At 76.3% G+C, this 16306-nt stretch carries 16 protein-coding genes; 7 read left to right on the top strand and 9 right to left on the bottom strand.

The annotated features are described in order from the left end of the window. Window positions 1-48: 48 nt before the first annotated feature. Entirely contained in the window at window positions 49-2352 is a 2304-nt protein-coding gene (locus tag JOF54_RS08695) for a helix-turn-helix domain-containing protein (protein ID WP_210054800.1), read from the bottom strand. 160 nt (window positions 2353-2512) lie between these two features. Here JOF54_RS08695 and JOF54_RS08690 point away from each other — a divergent pair, with 160 nt between their 5' ends. The 4 genes from JOF54_RS08690 (at window position 2513) to JOF54_RS08675 (ending at window position 5533) form a co-directional block, all read left to right on the top strand. Further along, window positions 2513-3154 (top strand): HD domain-containing protein, encoded by a 642-nt coding sequence (locus JOF54_RS08690; protein ID WP_210054798.1) that lies wholly within the window; start codon window positions 2513-2515, stop codon window positions 3152-3154. Window positions 3155-3264: 110 nt separating this feature from the next. After that, window positions 3265-4086: an alpha/beta fold hydrolase gene (locus JOF54_RS08685; RefSeq protein WP_210054796.1), complete on the top strand. Its 822-nt coding sequence runs from the start codon at window positions 3265-3267 to the stop codon at window positions 4084-4086. A 143-nt stretch (window positions 4087-4229) separates the two neighbouring features. After that, window positions 4230-4970 (top strand): GAF and ANTAR domain-containing protein, encoded by a 741-nt coding sequence (locus tag JOF54_RS08680; protein WP_210054794.1) that lies wholly within the window; start codon window positions 4230-4232, stop codon window positions 4968-4970. Between the two features lie 83 nt (window positions 4971-5053). Further along, window positions 5054-5533 carry a DUF4383 domain-containing protein gene (locus tag JOF54_RS08675; RefSeq protein WP_210054792.1) on the top strand — a complete coding sequence of 160 codons (480 nt, stop codon included), beginning with the start codon at window positions 5054-5056 and terminating at the stop codon, window positions 5531-5533. 2 nt (window positions 5534-5535) lie between these two features. Here JOF54_RS08675 and JOF54_RS08670 read toward each other — a convergent pair whose 3' ends face one another. The 6 genes from JOF54_RS08670 to JOF54_RS08645 all read right to left on the bottom strand — a co-directional run bounded on the left by JOF54_RS08670 (window position 5536) and on the right by JOF54_RS08645 (window position 11074). Continuing rightward, window positions 5536-6264 carry a GAF and ANTAR domain-containing protein gene (locus JOF54_RS08670; protein WP_210054790.1) on the bottom strand — a complete coding sequence of 243 codons (729 nt, stop codon included), beginning with the start codon at window positions 6262-6264 and terminating at the stop codon, window positions 5536-5538. Further along, complete coding sequence (locus tag JOF54_RS08665; RefSeq protein ID WP_210054788.1) at window positions 6254-6970, bottom strand: ANTAR domain-containing protein; 717 nt, start codon at window positions 6968-6970, stop codon at window positions 6254-6256. Before JOF54_RS08665 ends, JOF54_RS08670 begins: the two co-directional genes overlap by 11 nt. Continuing rightward, window positions 6967-7719 carry an ANTAR domain-containing protein gene (locus JOF54_RS21875; protein WP_210054786.1) on the bottom strand — a complete coding sequence of 251 codons (753 nt, stop codon included), beginning with the start codon at window positions 7717-7719 and terminating at the stop codon, window positions 6967-6969. Before JOF54_RS21875 ends, JOF54_RS08665 begins: the two co-directional genes overlap by 4 nt. A 46-nt stretch (window positions 7720-7765) precedes the next feature. Further along, entirely contained in the window at window positions 7766-8878 is a 1113-nt protein-coding gene (locus tag JOF54_RS08655; protein ID WP_210054784.1) for a VIT1/CCC1 transporter family protein, read from the bottom strand. A gap of 158 nt (window positions 8879-9036) precedes the next feature. Beyond that, a complete protein-coding gene (locus tag JOF54_RS08650; RefSeq protein ID WP_210054782.1) occupies window positions 9037-9591 on the bottom strand; it encodes a universal stress protein in 555 nt (184 codons plus the stop codon). A gap of 10 nt (window positions 9592-9601) precedes the next feature. Next, window positions 9602-11074: an MFS transporter gene (locus JOF54_RS08645; protein ID WP_210054780.1), complete on the bottom strand. Its 1473-nt coding sequence runs from the start codon at window positions 11072-11074 to the stop codon at window positions 9602-9604. A 242-nt stretch (window positions 11075-11316) separates the two neighbouring features. Here JOF54_RS08645 and JOF54_RS08640 point away from each other — a divergent pair, with 242 nt between their 5' ends. Then, window positions 11317-12459, top strand: a complete 1143-nt coding sequence (locus JOF54_RS08640; RefSeq protein WP_210054778.1) for a sensor histidine kinase — start codon at window positions 11317-11319, stop codon at window positions 12457-12459. 7 nt (window positions 12460-12466) lie between these two features. On the opposite strand, the gene JOF54_RS08635 is transcribed toward JOF54_RS08640, so the two are convergent. Continuing rightward, on the bottom strand, window positions 12467-13351 hold the full coding sequence (locus JOF54_RS08635; protein ID WP_210054776.1) for a dihydrodipicolinate synthase family protein: 885 nt from the start codon (window positions 13349-13351) through the stop codon (window positions 12467-12469). 59 nt (window positions 13352-13410) lie between these two features. Further along, complete coding sequence (locus tag JOF54_RS08630; RefSeq protein WP_210054774.1) at window positions 13411-14379, bottom strand: aldo/keto reductase; 969 nt, start codon at window positions 14377-14379, stop codon at window positions 13411-13413. A gap of 119 nt (window positions 14380-14498) precedes the next feature. Here JOF54_RS08630 and JOF54_RS08625 point away from each other — a divergent pair, with 119 nt between their 5' ends. Both JOF54_RS08625 and JOF54_RS08620 read left to right on the top strand, forming a co-directional pair. Continuing rightward, window positions 14499-15485 (top strand): iron-siderophore ABC transporter substrate-binding protein, encoded by a 987-nt coding sequence (locus JOF54_RS08625; protein WP_210054772.1) that lies wholly within the window; start codon window positions 14499-14501, stop codon window positions 15483-15485. After that, window positions 15485-16285: a siderophore-interacting protein gene (locus tag JOF54_RS08620; protein ID WP_210054770.1), complete on the top strand. Its 801-nt coding sequence runs from the start codon at window positions 15485-15487 to the stop codon at window positions 16283-16285. The genes JOF54_RS08625 and JOF54_RS08620 overlap by 1 nt, the downstream gene beginning before the upstream one ends. The last annotated feature ends 21 nt before the right edge of the window (window positions 16286-16306 follow it).

Below are 16306 nucleotides of genomic sequence, written 5' to 3'. Positions count from 1 at the left end.
CTCTCGGATCGGGCGCACGTGCACGACGCTGCGAGGCAGGGGTACGGCTCAGCCCACCAGCAGCCGCCGGGTCTCCTCGACCAGCTCGGGGCTGCCGGCGGCGGTGAACAGCGCCTGCGCCCGCAGCAGCTCGGCCCGGCCGGCGTCGGCAGCGGCGGCCGGGGCGTCGCCGTCGGCCAGCAGCAGCCGGCCCAGCGCCTGCCGGAGCAGCCCCTCCACCCAGGTGCTCAGGGCCGCCGCCGGCTGGGCCAGCGCCGCGCGGTAGGCGGCGGCCGCGGCGTCGGGCCGGCCGGTGGCCTCGTGCAGCCGGCCGAGCAGGCGCTGCACCTGGACGGTGGTGAAGGCGGCCACCGGAGCGGCCGGGGCCCGCTCGGGGTCGGCCAGCGCGGCGAGCAGCGCGCGGGCGGCCGCCGCGGCGTCGGCGAACCGGCCGAGGTCGCGCATCGCGGTGGCGCTCAGCAGCCGGGCCTGGCTCTCGCCCTCGCGGTCGCCCGTGGCGGTGAAGAGCTCCGTCGCCTCCGCCGCCCGGGCCAGGACGGCGGCCGGGTCGCCCAGCCGGGCCGCGGCGAAGGCCGCGTAGGTCAGCGCCCAGCCGGCCTGGGCGTCGTCCCCGGTGCGCCGGGCCAGCGCCGCCGCCTCCGCCGACGTGGCCAGGCTCAGCTCGTGGCGGCGCAGGCAGACCGACTGCGCCCAGGCCAGGTAGTTGAGGTGCACGACCTCGAGGTGCGGGTCGCCGAGCGCGCGGGCCGCCGCCAGGGACAGCGTGAACACCTCGTCCCAGTGGCCCCAGAACACCCAGCGGTCGGAGAACCAGTGCATCGCCTCCGCGACCTCGACCACCCGGGCGTGCCGGCCGGCCGCGGCTGCGGTGCGCAGCGCCGGCAGCCAGCTGACGGCCTCGGCCTCCAGCCAGGCGTGGGCCGCGGCGGCGTCGGGCAGCGGGGCGCGCGGGTCGGGCACCGGCGGCGCCGCCGCCCAGGACGGCTCGAACCAGCGGCCGGCGTCGACGGCGGTGCGCAGCAGCCAGTCGTCCAGCCGGGCCGCGGCCTCCGCCCTCTCCTCCGCCGACGTCTCGGCCTGCAGCCGCACCCGGGCGTAGAGGTGCAGCAGGTCGTGGGAGCCGTACCGGTCCCCGGGCACCGCGTGCAGCAGGCCCAGCTCCAGCAGCTCGTCGAGCACCGGCTCGACGGCGTCGACGTCGGTCCCGGTGACCGCGGCCGCGACGCCGGCCGAGAGGTCGGGACCCGGCACCAGCGCGAGCAGCCGGAACGTCGCCCGCGCCCGGTCGGAGAGCTGGTCGTAGGAGGTCATGAACGCGCCCTCGACGCCCAGGTCGCCGGCGGTCAGCCGCTGCAGCCGGGAGTCCTCGTCGGCGAGCCGGGCGGCGAAGGCCGCCGCCGTCCAGCCGGGCCGGCTGCGCAGCCGGTTGCCGGCGATCCGCAGCGCCAGGGGCATCCCGCCGCACAGCCGCGCCACCTCCGCCAGCGCCGCCTCCTCCGCGGGGCCCGGGCGAGGACCGGCCAGGCCGGCCAGCAGGGCGCGGGCGTCGGCGGGGTCCAGCGAGCCGAGGACCAGCCGCTCCGCGTGCTCCACCCCGGTCAGCACCCGGCGGCTGGTGACCAGGGCCAGCGAGCGGCCGGTCGTCGGCAGCAGCGGCCGGACCTGCGCCTCGTAGCCGGCGTTGTCGAGGACGACGAGCACCGCCCGGTCGGCGAGGGTGCGCTGGTAGAGCGCCGCCCGGTCCTCGGCGCCGGCCGGGACCTGCCGCTCCGGCACCCCGAGCGCCCGCAGCAGCCGGGTGAGGGCGGCGTCCGGCTCCAGCGGCTCGGGGTCGAGCCCCCGCAGCGGCAGGAACAGCCGGCCGTCGGGGAACGCGGCGGCCAGCCGGTGCGCGGCGTGCACGGCGACGCTCGTCTTGCCCTGGCCGGCGGCACCGGAGACGACGAGCACGTGCGGGTGCCCGGCGCCGTCCCGGCCGGCGACCAGGGCGTCCAGCGCGGCCAGCTCGCGGGCGCGGCCGGTGAAGTCGGGGACGTCGGCGGGCAGCCCGCCGAGCGGGGCGGGGGCACCGGGTCGGGGACGGCCGGCGGCGGCCGCGGCGTCCAGCTGCGCGCGCTCGTCGTCGACCAGGTCGAGGGCGTCGGCCAGGGCGGTGACCGTCCGGGCCTGCGGGCCGAGGCTGCGGCCGCGCTCGAGGTTGCTGAGGGCGCGGTCGCTGACCCCGGAGCGCTCCGCGAGCTGCTCCAGGGTCCAGCCACGGGCCTGCCGCAGCCGGCGGAGCAGCGGGCCGAGCCCGTCCGTCCCGGGCGCCGCCACCGGCACCGCCGCCCGCGGCGACCCGACCTGCGTCACGCCGTCCTCCCGACCCTCGCCGACGCCCACGCAGCCCGGGCGTGCCCAGTTGTGCGTGCGCTTGTTCCTGGTGGTCGTCGCCGAGCCGGCGTTGGATCGGGACCAGGGCCCGGCTGGGGGCCCCGCCGGCCATTGTGGCCCGAACCGGGGGAGGACGCACGTGGAGCGGATCGCCGGCGTCCGGGTGCCGGACGGCCCGGTCGCGGCCGCGGCGACGGCGCGGGTCCGCGGCACCGCCGACGAGGTGCTGTTCCACCACTCGCGCCGGGTCTTCGTGCTGGGCACGCTGCGCGGCCGCCGCCGCGGCCTGGTCGCCGACCCCGAGCTGCTCTACGTCGCCGCCATGTTCCACGCCCTCGGGCTGGCGCCGGGGCTGCGCAGCCGCAGCCGCCGCTTCGAGCTGGACGGCGCCGAGCTGGCCCGGCAGTTCCTGCTGGAGGCCGGCCGCAGCCACGCCGACGCCCGGGCCGTCTGGCTCGCCGTCGCCCTGCACACGACGCCCGAGGTGCCGGCCGGTCTGGAGCCGGAGGTGGCGCTGGTCGCGGCGGGCGTCGACGCCGACCTCCGCGGCGACGGGCTGGCCGAGGTGGAGCCCGAGGCCGTCCGCGCCCTGCTCGCGGCCCACCCGCGGCACCGGTTCCCGCAGCGGTTCGCCGCCCTGCTGGCCGACGGCGTCCGCGACCGGCCCGCCGGGACGACGTCCACCCTCGCCGACGACGTGCTCGGGGCCCTCGACCCGACCCGTCCGCGGCCGGACCCGCTGGCCGCTCTGTCCTGCGACCCCTGGCCGGCGAGCCCCTGAGCCACGACCACCACTTGGACCACGACCACCCGCGGCAGCGTCGCCGCAGCACCGCACGACCGCACCGCCGTCCCGGGGACCGCCCCCGGGGCACCGCACGAGGAGGACCCATGCCCTACATCACCACCGCCGACGGCGCCGAGATCTTCTACAAGGACTGGGGCTCGGGCCAGCCCGTCCTCTTCAGCCACGGCTGGCCGCTGAACGGCGACGCCTGGGACGTGGAGATGAAGCTGGTCGCCGACCACGGCTTCCGCGCCATCGCCCACGACCGCCGGGGCCACGGCCGCTCGTCCCAGACCTGGACCGGCAACGACATGGACACCTACGCCGCCGACCTCGCCGCCCTGGTCGAGGCGCTGGACCTACGCGACCTCATCCTGGTCGGCCACTCCACCGGCGGCGGCGAGGTCGTCCGCTACGCGGCCCGGCACGGCGGCGACCGGGTGGCCGGGATCGTCACCGCGGGCGCCGTCCCGCCGATCATGGTCAAGTCCGACGCCAACCCCGAGGGCACCCCGCTCGAGGCGTTCGACGGCATCCGTGCCGGCGTCCTCGGTGACCGGTCCGCGTTCTACCAGGAGCTCTCGGCCGCCTTCTTCGGCACCAACCGCGAGGGCTCGACGATCTCCCAGGGGCAGCGCGACCAGTTCTGGCGCCAGGGCATGCAGGTCGGCCTGGCCGGCGCCTACGACTGCGTCAAGGCCTTCTCCGAGACCGACTTCACCTCCGACCTGCAGGCGCTCACCGTCCCGGTGCTGCTGGCCCACGGCGACGACGACCAGATCGTGCCCATCGCGGCCGCGGCCCTCAAGTCCGTCGAGCTGGTGCCGAACGCGACGCTGAAGGTCTACCCGGGCGCGCCGCACGGCATCGCCGGCCCCTACCAGCAGGCCTTCGACGCCGACCTGCTCGCCTTCATCACCGCCTGAGGGCCCCGAGACGTGCTCCTGCGCCCCGGATGGAGGGCGCAGGAGCACCCCGGTCGGAGGGCGTCCCCGCCCCGGCGCCGTTTCGGCCCCGTGGCGGCGGGGTACCCGGACGGGTCTCGTCGGACGACAGGAGGAGCGGGCGGATGGACCTCGCCGAGCGCTACCGGGCCGCGGTCACCGCGGTCTTCGACCCCGCCCGGGACGACGCCGGCCTGCTCCCCGAGGTGCTGGCCCGGGCCTGCGTCGCCGTGCTGCCGGTGGAGGGCGCCGGCATCACCGTCACCCAGGACCTGCGGGTCCCGCTGGGGGCCAGCGACGAGGTCGCGCTGCGGGCCGAGCGGCTGCAGACGACCCTGGGCGAGGGCCCCTGCCTGGAGGCCGTCCTGACGCCGCTGCCGCTGACCGCCGGGCTGGACGCCCTGCACCAGCGCTGGCCCGCCTTCGCCGCCGAGTTCGTCGGCCAGACCCCCTACCGCTCGGTGGCCTCGCTGCCGCTGATCCCGCCCCGCGGCGGGCGCCGGCTCGGCGCCCTGGACCTCTACCGCACCGACGCCGAGCCGATGGACACCCAGCTGCTCTTCGAGCTGGCCACCAGCGTGGGCAGCCCCGTCGCCGCGATGCTGGCCGGGGCCCCGGTCGGGGAGGACGCGGCCGGCATCACCATGCCCGTCTGGCTGGACACCGACCTGGTGCACGGGCGGATGGACGTGTGGGGCGCCGTGGGCGTGGTCATGGTGGCCTCGTCGCTGACGAACCCCGACGCCCTGGCCCTGCTGCGGGCTTACGCCTACGGCAACGGCACCACCCTCGACGACGTCGCCGCCCGGCTGACCACCGGTGCGCTCGACGTCGACGAGGTCGTCCAGGGCGTCCCGCTCGGCTGAGCGGTGCAGCCCGCCCCCGCTGGGTAGGGGAGGGGGCAGAGCAGCGCGCCCGCGGTGCCTCAGCCACCACCGGAGGAGCCCCCGTGAGCCACACCGTCGACGACCAGACCCCGCCGGGACGCGCGGCGGTCCAGAAGGGGGCGCTCGTGGTCGGCGCCGTCTTCGTGCTGGTCGGCGTGCTCGGGTTCGTGCCCGGGGTGACGACGTCCTACGACCAGCTGTCCTTCGCCGGCCACCACTCCCAGGCCCAGCTGCTGGGCCTGTTCCAGGTGTCGGTGCTGCACAACGTGCTGCACCTCGGCCTCGGCGTCGCCGGGCTGCTGCTGGCCCGCACCCCGCTGCGGGCCCGGAACTACCTCTTCTACGGCGGCCTCGTCTACGCCGCGCTCTTCTTCTACGGCGTGGTCGTCGACTACGAGTCGAAGGCCAACGTCGTCCCCCTCGACGACGCCGACAACGTGCTGCACGTCGCGCTGGCCGCCGGCATGCTCGTGCTGTCGTTCGTGCTGGACCGCGGCCCGGGCTGGCGGCGGGTCGTGCAGGAGGGGCGCGCCCAGATCTGAGCTCAGCCGCGGGGCCGGGCGCGCCGGTCGGCCTCGGCGAGCAGCTGCTCGGCCAGGTCGCGGAGCTTGACGTTCCCGGTCTGGGAGGTGCGGACGAGGAACTCGAACGCGCGCTGCTCGTTGAGCTGGTAGCGCTCCATCAGCAGCCCGATGGCGATGCCGATCGCGCGCCGGGAGGCCAGGGCCTCGTTCAGCTGGTCCAGCCGCAGCGTCCGGCCCAGCGCGTGCGCGGCGTGGGTGGCGAAGATCGCCGCGACGGCCGGCGTCTGGTCGTCGAAGGCGCCCGCCCGCGAGGAGTAGAGGTTCAGCACCCCGACGACGTCGGGCTCGTCGAACAGCGCGACGCCCATCTGGGAGCGGACCCCCAGCACCTCGGCCTGCGGGCCGAAGCGGGGCCAGCGGACGTCCTGGCCCAGGTGGTTGCTCCAGCTCTGCCGCCGGCTGCGGACGGCGTCGACGCACGGCCCCTCGCGCAGGCCGTACTGGACGGCGTCGATGCGCTCGACGACCGGGTCCGTCGCGGCGACCGTCTCGATCCGGCCGTGGGCGTGGGTGAGCGAGATGCCGGCCTGCTCGGCGCCCGGGATGGTCTCCTGCGCGGCGCGGACGATGGTGCCGAGCAGCTCCGCGAGCGGCACCGGCTGGTGGAACGTCGCGGCCACCGTCGCCATCAGGTCGGCCAGCGCCGTCCCGGCCTCGTCGTGCGCGTCACCGACGCCGCTACGGCTCACGGGGCTCGTCCTCCCGCCGCGAGGCGTCCCGCAGGATCCGCGTCGCCACCTCGGTGAGCGGTCGCCCCTGGTCGGCGGCGGCCTGGACGAGGAGCCGGTAGGCCTGCTCCATGTCCACCTTCCACAGGTAGGACAGCACCCCCTTGGCCTGCTCGACCACCACCCGGCTCTCCAGCGCCTCGAGCACCTGCTGCTGGACGGTGCCGACGCTGAGGTCGGCGGGCCGGGCCAGCAGCAGCGCCGCCATGGTGGCGAAGGTCGCGCCCGTGCGCTCGCCGTCGGGCGGGAGCGGGTCGTCACTGGTCCGGAAGACGTTGAGGGCGCCGAGGACGTCCTCGTGCCAGAAGACGGGGAAGGCCTCGACGCGGCGGTAGCCGGCGTCGAGCACCGCCCGCCCCACGCCGTCCCAGCGGGCGGCGAGGTCGTCGGGTCCCGCCGCGACCAGCCGGCCGGTGCTGATCGCCTCGACGCACGGCCCGACCCGCTCCTGCTTCTCGTAGAGCTCGAGCTCGGTCGCCCGGTGCGAGGTGCAGGCCACCAGCTCCAGCCCGCCGTCGGCCCGCCGCACCAGCAGGCCGGCCGCCTCCCCGCCCAGCAGGGCCGCGGCATCCTGCAGCAGGGCGACCGCGTTGCCGAGCACGTCCGTCCGGCCTGCGAGCCGCTGCGCCGCGTCGGCGTAGGCCTGCGCCAGGGTCTGCGCGGTCATCGCTCCTCCTCCCCGTGCCGTTCCTCCGCCGGGTCGCCGCCGTCGACGACCGTGAAGTCCAGGCGCCGCTCGAGCACGTCGGCGGCGATCTGCGGCAGCGACGCCGCGTGGGCGTAGGCGTGCGCCCGCAGCAGGGCCAGGGCGTCGTCGGGCCGGACCCGCAGCTGCGCCATCACCATCCCGACGGCCTGGTTGATCCGGGACCGCTCGCCCCACGAGCCCGCCCGCTCCTGCAGCGCCTCGTCGCCCGCGTCGGCCTGGGTGAGGGCCACCCCGACGGCGTCGACCAGCAGCTGCACGGTCCGCGGGGGCAGCGGCAGCGCGGTGTCGGGCCGGCGCCGGTAGAAGGTGGCGACGCCGAGGGGGCGGTCGCCGGGGCTGATGGGGACGGCCACGACGGTGCACGGCCCGCCGAGCGCCTCGCGGGCCGCCTCGGCGAAGTGCGGCCAGCGGTCGTCGGCCCCGTCGTCGACGGTGACGGCGACCAGCCGGTCCTCGCGCGAGGCGGCGAAGCTGGGGCCCTCGCCGAGCACCTCCTGCAGGTCCTCCAGGCGCGCGGCGTGCTCGTCGGTCACGCACAGCGTGGTGCGGCCCGGCTCGTCGTAGGCCAGCGTCAGGGAGCCGCCCTGGACGTCGAGGATGGTGGTGCACGCGAGGCAGAGCCGCAGCGACAGCGGGGCGTCGGGCGCCGAGCCGGCCACCACCTGGGCCAGCTGGCGCAGCACGCGCACCTGGTCGGGCTCCTCCACCGGGCCACCTCCTCGTCCCCACCTTGCCACGTCCGGGCCTCCGGCGTCAGACCGCTCCGGTGCCCAGCAGCAGGCCCAGCAGGTAGGTGGCGCCGGCGGCACCGTAGCCGATGGCCAGCTGCCGCAGCCCCCGGCGCAGCGGGGACGCCCCCGACAGCAGGCCGACGGCCGCGCCGGTCGCCAGCAGCGTCGCCCCAACCAGCACGGCGGCGACGACGACGGCCGTCAGCCCCGAGAGCCCCAGCAGGTAGGGCAGCACCGGGATGACGGCACCGGAGGCGAAGAAGCAGAAGCTCGAGACGGCCGCGCCCAGGCCGGTGCCGATCGCCTCGTGCTCGTCGACGTCGTCGGGCGGGGCGACGGCCGGGGCGTCGGCGACGTCGGGCACGGGCCGGCCCAGCACCTCCGCGGCGTGCTCCTCCGCCTCCTCGGGCTCCATCCCGCGAGCCCGGTAGACCAGGGCCAGCTCGTTGGCGTCGAGGTCGAGGTGGGGGAGCGCGGTGCGGGCCTGCGGGTCCGGGGTGGAGGCCTCGAGCAGCTCGCGCTGGGAGCGCACCGAGACGTACTCCCCGGCGCCCATCGACAGCGCGCCCGCCAGCAGCCCGGCCAGGCCGGTCAGCAGCACGTAGCTCGTCGCGACGCCGCTCGCGCTCACCCCCAGCACCAGGGAGAGGTTGGAGACCAGGCCGTCGTTGGCCCCGAAGACGGCGGCCCGGAAGGTGCCCGAGAGCCGGTTGCGGCCGCGGGCGGCCAGCCCGCGGACCACCTCCTCGTGGATCCGCTCGTCGGCCGCCATCGCCGCCGTGGCGTCGGCGTCGGCGTCGTAGGGGGAGCGGGCCTCGGCCCGCTGGGCCAGCGCCAGCACGAACACCGAGCCGAAGCGGCGGGCCAGGAAGCCCAGCACCCGGGTGCGCAGGTCGGCCCGGCGGGGCCGGCCGGCGCGCTCGCCCAGCAGGGCCAGCCAGTGCGCCTCGTGGCGGCCCTCGGCGTCGGCGAGGGCCAGCAGGATCTGCTGCTCCTCACCGCTCCGGTGGGTCGCGAGGTCGCGGTAGACGGCGGCCTCGGCCCGCTCGTCGGCGAGGTACTGCCGCCAGCGGCGGACGGCGGCCGCGCTCGGCTCGGCTGGCGCCGGGTGGCCGGGGCGGGACGGGTCGCTCACCGCGCCCCCCTCTCCTGGTCCGGTGCTGCACCCCTGGTGGGCTCGCAGCAGCGTAGTCGCGGGCCCCCGGTCCGGCCGCCGGAGCCGGGGGTCGGGACGTGGTCCGGCCCCGCCGGACCGAGGTCTCGACGGGGCCGGTCGTCACGGCCGGGGTGCGCTCAGGGCCCGATCGGGCGGCGGTAGCCGGGCCGGCCCGCGGTGCCGGCGGCCGTGACCACGCTGCGCCCGACCGACCGCGCGACCCGGTTGAGCACCGACGGCGGCTCGCCCGACACGTGCGGCGGCATCACCACCACCGGGCAGGAGGCGGCGTACACGAGCCGGTGGGCGAACATCGGCCCGGCCAGCAGCTGCCGGGGGGCGTCGACCACCAGCAGGTCCGCCCCGGCCGCGGCCTTGACGAGGACGCCGTACTTGCCGCCCCGGACCAGCTGCACCTCGGCGTCGTGACCGGTCCCGAGGGTGGCCTCGACGTCGGCGCGCAGCGAGGCGAGGGCGGCCTCCTCGACCTCCTGCTCGCGGGAGATCCGGCCCGCCGGGGTGCCCGAGGGCGTGGCCTGCGGGTTCGGCATCCGCCAGGCCCGGACGGCGACCAGGCGACCGCCGTTCTGCTCCGCCTGGGCCTGCCCCCACGCCAGCGCGGTGGGGGACTTCGACGTCGCGCTGACGCCGACCACGACCGTGTAGGGCCGCTCCGTCCGCTGCTCGCTCACGTCCGCCCCCCTACACCGGCAGCTTCGTGAGCTGGTTGCCCTGCTCGTCGTAGGTGCTGAGCGGCGGGGCGATGTCCTCCAGCGCCTTGCCCTCGGCGTCCACGCCGAACTTGAAGGCCACCAGCCCGCCGAAGAGCATGATCGCCGACGCCATCACGTAGCCCCAGAACAGCGGGCCCCGCGCGGTGCCCTCCCCGATCAGCGCCCCGAAGATCACCGGGCCCAGGGCGCCGAACAGCTGGGCGATCGAGAAGAAGTACGAGATCGCCTGGCCGCGGACCTCCAGCGGGAAGATCTCCGAGACCGTCAGGTAGCCCGCGGAGGCGCCGGCGGAGGCGAAGAAGAAGGAGATGCACCAGAGCAGCGTGTGCGTGCCGGCCGTCAGGACGTCGGCCTTGAACAGCACCGCCGAGAGGAACAGCACGACCGCAGCCAGCGCGTAGGAGCCGCCGATCATCTTGCGGCGGCCCACGGTGTCGAACAGCCGGCCGAGCAGCAGGGGGCCGGCGAGGTTCCCGATGGCGAAGGGGAAGAAGTACAGCGCCGCGCTGCTCGAGGTCTTGCCGTAGAAGTGCTGCAGCACCGTGGCGGAGGTGAAGAAGATCGCGTTGTAGAGGAACGACTGGGTGATCATCAGGGTCAGGCCGAGGAACGTCCGGGTCGGGTAGAGCTTGAGGAACACGTAGCGCAGCTGCTTGAAGGTGACGCCCTCGTGCGCTTTGATCCACCAGCCCTGGGAGTCCTCGAGGTGCGGCAGCTGGTGGCCCTGCGCCGCGACGTCGTGCTCGATGCGCGAGACGATCGCCTCGGCCTCCTCGCCCCGGCCGTGCGTCACCAGCCAGCGGGGGCTTTCCGGGATGTGCCGGCGCAGGTAGATGATGCCCAGGCCGAGCACCGGGCCGATGAAGAACGCGATCCGCCAGCCGACGTTCTCGCCGAACCGCTCGGTGTCCAGGAAGTAGAAGCTGGCCAGCGAGCCGATCATGGCCCCGGCCCAGTAGGTGCCGTTGATGGCCAGGTCCACCCGGCCGCGGTACTTGCCGGGCATCAGCTCGTCGATCGCGGAGTTGATCGCGGAGTATTCGCCCCCGATGCCCATCCCGGAGACGAACCGGAAGAACCAGAAGATCCAGACGTTGGGCGCCAGACCGGCGGCCGCCGAGCCGACCAGGTAGAGCGCGAGGGTCAGGACGAACAGCCGCTTGCGACCCAGCTTGTCCGTCAGCCGCCCGAAGAACAGCGCCCCGGCCACCTGGCCGACGAGGTAGATCGTCGCGGTGAGCCCGATCTCCGTCGCGTTCATGTCCAGGCTCTTGGCGTACCCGCCGGAGGCCACGATCTGGATCTCCAGGCCGTCCAGGATCCACGCGGTGCCCAGACCGAGGATCACCATCCAGTGGAACCTCGACCAGGGCATGCGGTCCATCCGGACGGGGATCAGGCTCCTGATGGGCTTCTCCTCGTCGACCGTCGTCGGTGACATCGACGTCCTCCTCCGCTGCTCTGCCCGGCTCCGGCGGCGAGGCCCCGGTGACCGGGCTGCTCCCGCTCCGGAGACGGGAAACTCATATCGACGCGAACAATGTAAGACCGCTGACCCGGGCCCCTGACGGGGGTCGGCGCGCAGAGCCCCGCGCTGCCCCTCGTGGCGGCCGGAGCGCCGCCCGGGCGCGGCTAGACTCCGCGGCAGGGGACGGCCTCGGGGACGAGTGGAGAGGCTGCACCATGACGGGCGCCGAGCGTCTGGACGACCCGGGGGACGAGGGCACGGAGCGGGGGTGGCTCCGGGCCGCGGCGGCGATCAGCCGCGACCTGCTGAGCGGCTACGCCGGGGAGCTGGAGGTCTGGCGGGCCGTGGCCCGCGCCGTCGAGCAGGTGGCCGGGGCGCGCACCGTCACCCTGTGCGTGCCGGACCCGGACGACGCGGCCGCGCTCCGCGTGGTGGTGGCCGCGGGGGAGGGCGCCGAACACCTGGAGGGCCGCTCCGCACCCGCCGCGGGGACCCTGGCGGGCGCGGTGTTCCGGAGCGGCCGCGGCCTGGTCGGCGGTCCGGGTGACCCGTGCAGCGGCCACGGCCACGTCGACGCCGGCCCGGAGATGGCCGTCCCGCTGCCGAGCCCGCACGCCAGCCCCGGGGTGGTGGTGCTGAGCCGGCACCCGGGCCGGCCGCCCTTCGCACCCGCCGACCTGGCCGCGGCCGCCGACTTCGCCTCCCAGGCCACCGTGGCGCTGGAGCTGGCCCGGATCCGGACCACCGAGCAGCGCCTGGAGGCGGCGGTCGAGCGCGAGCGCATCGCGGCGGACCTGCACGACCACGTGGTGCAGCAGCTCTTCGCCACCGGGCTGAGCCTGCAGAGCGCGGCCTCGCGCCTCGGTCCGGGCGCCCTGCAGGACCGCCTGCGCGGTGACGTCGCCGCCATCGACGCGACCATCCGGCAGATCCGGGCCACGATCTTCAACCTCCAGTTCGTCGCCGCGACCCCGGTCTCGGTCCGGGCCGCCGTCGGCGAGGTGGTGGCCGACGTCGAGCCGGTGCTGGGTACCCGGGTCGAGCTGGAGCTGCGCGGGGACCTCGAGCACCCGGCCGCGCTGGCCGCCGTCGGCGACCTCCGGGCGGTCCTGCGGGAGTCGCTGACCAACGTCGCCCGGCACGCGGCGGCCACCCGGGTGGCCGTGCTGGTCGAGGCGACGGCGGACGCGCTCGTGCTCGTGGTGGAGGACGACGGGCGGGGCCTGGGGTCCGGCACCCGGCGCAGCGGGCTCGGCAACCTGCGCGTGCGCGCCGAGCGGCTGGGGGGCGGCCTGGACCTCGGGCCCGGTGCGCAGGGGCGCGGGACCCGGGTCCGCTGGTCGATGGCGCTGGGCTGAGGGCCGCTCAGCCGGTGCGGTCGGACCCGGTCGCGTCGTCGACCCGGCGCAGCAGCCCGGCGACGGCGTCCCGGCTGCCCGGCGGCAGCGTCGGCCCCGGCATCCGGGAGCGCCACGGGTGGCCCGAGCGCAGGCTCAGGGCCAGGTGCAGGCCGGGCAGCGCGCTCACCGCGGCCACGGCCTCGCGGACGAGGTCCTGCAGCCCGGTCGCGTCCGAGCCGTCGCGGACGGCGCCCCGCAGCCGGGCGAACAGCGCGGGGAAGGCGCTCGCGGCGGCCGAGACCACGCCGTGCCCGCCCTCGGCGAGCACCCGCGGCAGCGCCGTCTCCTCGGTCGACCACAGCCGCTGGCCGGGCTGGAGCGCGGCCGCGTAGGCGGAGGTCCGGGCCGCGGCCGTGCCCCCGACCGTCAGCCCGCTCACCCCGTCGACCGCGGTGAGCAGGGCCGCCGCGGCGGGGGACACCGCCACCCCGGTGCGCTCGGGGTTCAGGGCGACCAGCAGCTCGCCGTCCTCCACCGCGCGCGCGACGTCCCGGTACCACTCCAGGACCGCGGCCCCGTCGACCGGCAGGAAGTAGGGCGTCAGGCAGACGAACCGCCGCAGGCCGATGCCGGTCGCGGCGTCGGCGAGGTGGCGCACCTGGGCCAGGCTCGGGGCGCCGATGTGGCCCAGCACGCGGTCCGGTCCCAGCGCGTCGAGGGCCAGGTCGAACAGCAGCAACCGCTCGTCGTCGCTCAGCGCCGGGAACTGGCCCGCGGTGCCGCCCACCAGGACGGCGTCCGCGCAGGGCTCGAGGTCCGCGAGCAGCATCCGCACGGCGTCCGGGTCCAGGCGCCCGTCGGAGCCGAACGGGGTCGGCACCGACGCGACGAGGATCTCAGCGGCCGTCATGGGTGTCACGCTATTGGATCGTGCACACCGGAATTGCGCAGGCCCGGCGGTCGGGCGGGTCAGCGCCCGACGCGCTCCCGCAGTCCGTCGACCAGGGTCCGGCCGAGCGGGGCCGGCCGGAAGGCCAGCGCGGCCGCGGTCAGCGCGTCGACGGCGTCGTGGCCCAGGTCGAGGTCGGCGGCGGCCACGTTGAACTCCAGCTGGGCGACGCTCGAGGCGCCGGGGATGACGACGACGCGCGGCTGGGCCAGCAGCCAGGCCAGCGCCACCTGGGCGGGCTGCGCGTCGACGGTGGTGGCGACGTCGCGGAGCAGGTCCAGCAGCGGGCTGATCCGCCGCAGGTTCTCGGTGCCGAACAGCGGGTTCACCGCGCGGACGCCGCCGGGCCGGTTGTCCGGGCCGTAGCGGCCGCCGAGCAGCCCCTGCGCCAGCGGGCTCCAGGCCATCACGATCCGGTTCTCCCGCTCGGCGAAGGGCACGAGGTCGGTGAGCGGCTCCGGCCGGGCCAGGGAGAACTGCACCTGGTTGCTGACGACCGGGCGGCCGAGCGCCGCGTCGGCCCGCTGCCAGCGGTCCAGGGAGTAGTTGGAGACGCCGACGGCGCCGATCCGGTCCTCCTCCAGCAGCCGGCGCAGGCCGGGCATGATCACCGAGTCCGGCACCACGGGGTTGGCCTGGTGCACCTGGTAGAGCGGGATGCGGTCCAGCTGCAGGCGGCGGGCGCTGCCGGCCTCCCGGCGACGGATCACGGGGGCGAACGGCGCGACCGGGAAGAGCTTGCTGGCCACCACGACCGAGGACCGCCTCTCGCCCAGCGCCTCGCCGAGGATGCGCTCGCTGCGGCCGGTCCCGTAGAACTCGGCGGTGTCGAAGAGGGTGACGCCGAGCTCGAGGGCGCGGGCGACGATCTCGCGCGCGGCCCCGCCGGCGTAGCCGTCGCCGTAGCCCCACTCGCGGGAGCCGAACTGCCAGGTGCCCAGGCCGACCCGGCTGACCGGGCCCACGCCGTCGACGAAGAGGTGATCCATGCCGCCAGTGTGGTCCCCGGTCCCGCACGCACCGCCCGCGGCGCCGGATCTGGACCGCCGGCGGGACAACGACGCGAGTTGTGGTTAGGGTAGCCTCACCAAACTCTCGGAAGGTCGATGTGAAGCTCCTCGCCCCTGCGGCAGCCGTCCTGGCCCTGGCCCTGGCCCTCGCCGGCTGCGCCAACCCCGACAACGCCGAGCAGCCGGAGGCGGCACCCGCGGCCAGCGGCGGCGCGTTCCCGGCCGTGGTCGCCACGAAGTTCGGCGACGTGACCGTGGAGAGCGCCCCCGCCCGCGTCGTCGCGCTGGGCTGGGGTGACGCGGAGACCGCGCTCGCCCTCGGCGTGCAGCCGGTCGGCGCGTCGGACTGGCTGCAGTTCGGCGGCGAGGGCGTCGGCCCGTGGGCGTCGGGCCAGTACGACCGGGCCCCGGAGATCATCGGCACGCTGGAGCCGTCCTACGAGGCCATCGCCGCGCTGGACCCCGACCTCATCCTCGACACCAAGAGCTCGGGCGACCAGAAGCGCTACGACCGGCTGCAGGCGATCGCGCCGACCGTCGGCGTCCCCGAGGGCGGCGACAGCTACCTGACCACCAGCGAGCAGCAGCTGAGCATGGTGGCCGCCGCGCTGGGCCGGACGGCCGAGGCCACCACCCTGCAGCAGGGCCTCGAGCAGGCCTTCGCCGACGCCCGCGCCGCCCACCCCGACTGGGCGGGCAAGACGGTCACGGCCGCCACCAAGACCAGCGAGGGCTGGGGCGCCTACGTCGAGGGCAGCGAGCGGGTGCAGTTCCTGCAGGACCTCGGCTTCGTGCAGAACCCGGAGGTCGCGGCCCTCGACACCAGCGCGACCGGGTTCACCGTGTCGATCTCCACCGAGCAGCTCGACCTGGTCGACGCCGACCTCGTCGTCGCCTTCCCGATCTTCATCGACAGCTCCGAGCTGACCGACGACCGGTTCTTCCGCCGGGTGCCGGCCGTCGCCGACGGGCGCTCGCTGGTGATCGACGGCGACCTCGCCTCGGCCTACTCCCTCGGCACGGTGGGGGCCCAGCGGTACGCGCTGGAGAACCTCGTGCCCCGCATCGCCGAGACGCTGTCCTGATGGCCCGCTCCGCGCGACCGCACCAGCCGCCGATGCGGCTGGAGGTGCTCCGCACGACCACGCTCTCGCCCAGCTTCCGCCGGGTGACCGTCGGCGGCGAGGCGCTGGCCGGCTTCGTGCCGCAGGGCTTCGACCAGTGGTTCCGGCTCTTCGTGCCCCGCCCCGACCAGGCGACCTTCCGGCTGCCCAGCAGCGGCACCGAGCTCTGGTACCCGCAGTGGCTGGCGCTGCCCGCCGGCGTCCGCCCCGAGTGCCGCAACTACACCGTCGCCGCCCACCGCGCCGAGCCCGCCGAGCTGGACATCGACTTCGTGGTGCACCGGGGTCCGGACGGGGCCGTCGACGGCGTGGCCGCGGGCTGGGCCGAGGCCGCCCGGCCCGGCGACCCGCTGGGTCTGCTCGACCAGGGCGTGCTGTGGGACCCGCACCCGGGTCACGACGGCGTCCTGCTGGTGGCCGACGAGACCGGCCTGCCGGGGATGGCCGGCGTGCTCGCCTCGCTGCCCGCCGACGCGCACGGCCGCGCCGTCCTCGAGGTGCCCGACGCCGGGGACCGCCGGCCGCTGGAGCACCCGCCGGGTGTCGAGGTGACCTGGGTGGTGCGGGCCGAGGCCGGCCACGCCCTGCCCGGGGCCGCCGCCCTGGAGCGCGTCCGGCAGACCCCGCTGCCCGGCCCGGACGCCTACGCCCTGGCCGTCGGCGAGTCCGGGCTGGCGGCCGGCGTGCGCCGGCACCTGGTGGCCGGGGGCCACCCGAAGAAGCACATCCGCTTCAGCGGCTTCTACAAGCTGTCCGACTGACCCGCCCCACCCCCGACCGAG

Origin of the sequence: Microlunatus capsulatus (assembly GCF_017876495.1) — a bacterium.
GTDB classification, from domain to species: domain Bacteria; phylum Actinomycetota; class Actinomycetes; order Propionibacteriales; family Propionibacteriaceae; genus Microlunatus; species Microlunatus capsulatus.
The sequence above is the reverse complement of the archived record's forward strand: the minus strand, read 5'-3'. Positions and strand labels throughout refer to the sequence as shown.